This window comes from Polynucleobacter sp. 35-46-11 (genome assembly GCF_002281105.1).
Genome location: NZ_NCFJ01000463.1, coordinates 1 through 1,966, shown reverse-complemented (window position 1 = coordinate 1,966; position 1,966 = coordinate 1). Strand labels below are relative to the sequence as shown.

Sequence of the window (1,966 nt, the reverse complement as noted above, 5' to 3'; positions counted from 1 at the left end):
AGCAGCGACTGAGCAAGCAATGCGTATTGCTCAAGATCGTTTGACCTATTGGACTGGTGTTGGCGCGCAGATCTCTCCAACAGTAGTTCGTTTAATCAAAAACAATCCTGCAGTCTAAAGACTTCAAATCCAAAGACTTTCTCTTCATGATGAAGTCTTTGGTAGCAGAATTTACTGGTAGTGTTATTTGGGGAGTTGAGGTGGCTTCAATATGAATACACCTTCCCTAGATGATTTGATTGAGCTCGGTGCAGTTCAGGACGCTCAAGGCTTACAGGGTCAGATTAAGGTTCGCCCTCATTCCTCTGATCCCGTAGCACTCTTATCTAGCAAAGAACTTTGGTTATCTCTCATTCCTCGTCGGAGTGCGGGTGTTGCTGCGTCTCATGAGCAGGCTTCATTAGAGCTTTACAAGGTGAAGCAGGCCAAGATGCATAGCGGTACCGTAGTGATCGCTTTAGATGGCATCACCGATCGTGATCAGGCCGAGGCTTTAAAAGGTGCTCGCATCTTAGTTGCACGCGAAGTATTTCCAAAAGCAGGCAGCGATAGTTATTACTGGGTCGATCTGATTGGTTGTAAAGCAATTAATCTCGAAGGCGAGAGTCTGGGTGAGGTGATTGACGTGAATGATAATGGCGCCCACGGAATCATTGCTCTTGGCGATCCAGAAACTAAGACAGTAAAACAGTTAGTGCCTTTCGTAAAAGAAGCAGTGCAAAACGTGGACATAGCCAATAGACTTATTACTCTAGATTGGCAGCCTGACTGGTAGTAGGCTCTAAGCTAAAAAAGCAACTGATCTTTCATTTCCAATATGCGCTTTGATGTAGTCACCTTATTTCCTGAAATGTTCTCTGCATTAACGCAGTGGGGTATCACTGGTCGCGCCTGTGAGCAAGGTCTCGCTAAGGTCAATCTCTGGAATCCTCGGGATTATTGTTCCGATCCACGTAAGACTGTGGATGATCGTGCCTATGGTGGTGGTCCTGGCATGGTGATGATGGCAAAACCATTGGAAGACACGATATCTGCTGTTAAAGCAGTTCATCAAGCTCAAAATATTACTTCTGGGCCAATTTGCCTCTTGGCACCGCAAGGGGAGGTCTTTTCTCAGAAGATAGCGACAGATATCCTAAATTACGGTAATTTAACCTTTATTTGTGGTCGATATGAGGCTGTTGACCAGCGCTTTATTGATCGGAATGTTGATTTACAGCTCTCAATGGGTGATTTTGTGGTTTCTGGTGGTGAATTACCCGCCATGACGATGCTGGATGCGGTTATTCGCCTCATTCCAGGGGCCTTAGGGGATGGGGAATCTGCCATCCAAGATAGCTTTATTAATGGCCTTTTGGACTATCCGCACTACACCCGCCCTGAAATATATGAAAATTTATCTGTCCCAGACGTGCTTTTGGGCGGACATCACGCTAAAATAGCGGATTGGCGTCGGCAGAAGTCTTTAGAGCTGACGTTCAAGCTTAGACCTGATTTAATTAAATCAGCAAGAGCAAATGGGTTGCTAAGTAAAGAAGATGAGCAATTTCTTCGAACGCTGTAAGTAATTATGGTTTTGAATGAAGTGTTTGTGTTTTGATTTAGTGAAATGGTTTTAACTGCATCCTCTGTCTGGTCCGTCGATGAAAATCTCGGGATTAAACGCTGACAAGATGTTTAAGGATTAATAATGAATTTGATCGAAAAAATTGAGCAAGAAGAAATTGCTCGCTTAAGTGCTAACAAAGTACTTCCTACTTTTGCTCCTGGCGACACAGTAGTTGTTGGTGTAAACGTAGTTGAAGGTACACGTAAGCGTACCCAAGCCTTTGAAGGCGTTGTGATTGCTAAGCGCAATCGCGGACTCAATTCCAGCTTTATCGTTCGCAAGATTTCATCTGGCGAAGGTGTAGAGCGTACATTCCAAACTTACTCACCATTGATCGCTAGCATTGAAGTGAAGCGT

General features: G+C 44.5%; 3 protein-coding genes and 1 pseudogene. All 4 read left to right on the top strand.

Features of this window, described 5'->3' with window-relative positions:
* Positions 1-118 (top strand): annotated as a pseudogene (rpsP, locus tag B7Y67_RS16390) (30S ribosomal protein S16); the annotation flags it as partial.
* Between the two features lie 93 nt (positions 119-211).
* On the top strand, positions 212-775 hold the full coding sequence (gene rimM, locus B7Y67_RS16385; protein WP_293599543.1) for a ribosome maturation factor RimM: 564 nt from the start codon (positions 212-214) through the stop codon (positions 773-775).
* A gap of 42 nt (positions 776-817) precedes the next feature.
* Positions 818-1,564, top strand: a complete 747-nt coding sequence (gene trmD, locus B7Y67_RS16380; RefSeq protein ID WP_293599542.1) for a tRNA (guanosine(37)-N1)-methyltransferase TrmD — start codon at positions 818-820, stop codon at positions 1,562-1,564.
* Positions 1,565-1,690: 126 nt separating this feature from the next.
* Positions 1,691-1,966: 50S ribosomal protein L19 (rplS, locus tag B7Y67_RS16375; RefSeq protein ID WP_293599541.1), on the top strand; the 276-nt coding region annotated here is incomplete at its 3' end.

Bases quoted from the DNA above. Each gene is read 5' to 3' on its own strand.
- rimM (WP_293599543.1), top strand. From the start codon at position 212: ATGAATACACCTTCCCTAGATGATTTGATTGAGCTCGGTGCAGTTCAG.
- trmD (WP_293599542.1), top strand. From the start codon at position 818: ATGCGCTTTGATGTAGTCACCTTATTTCCTGAAATGTTCTCTGCATTA.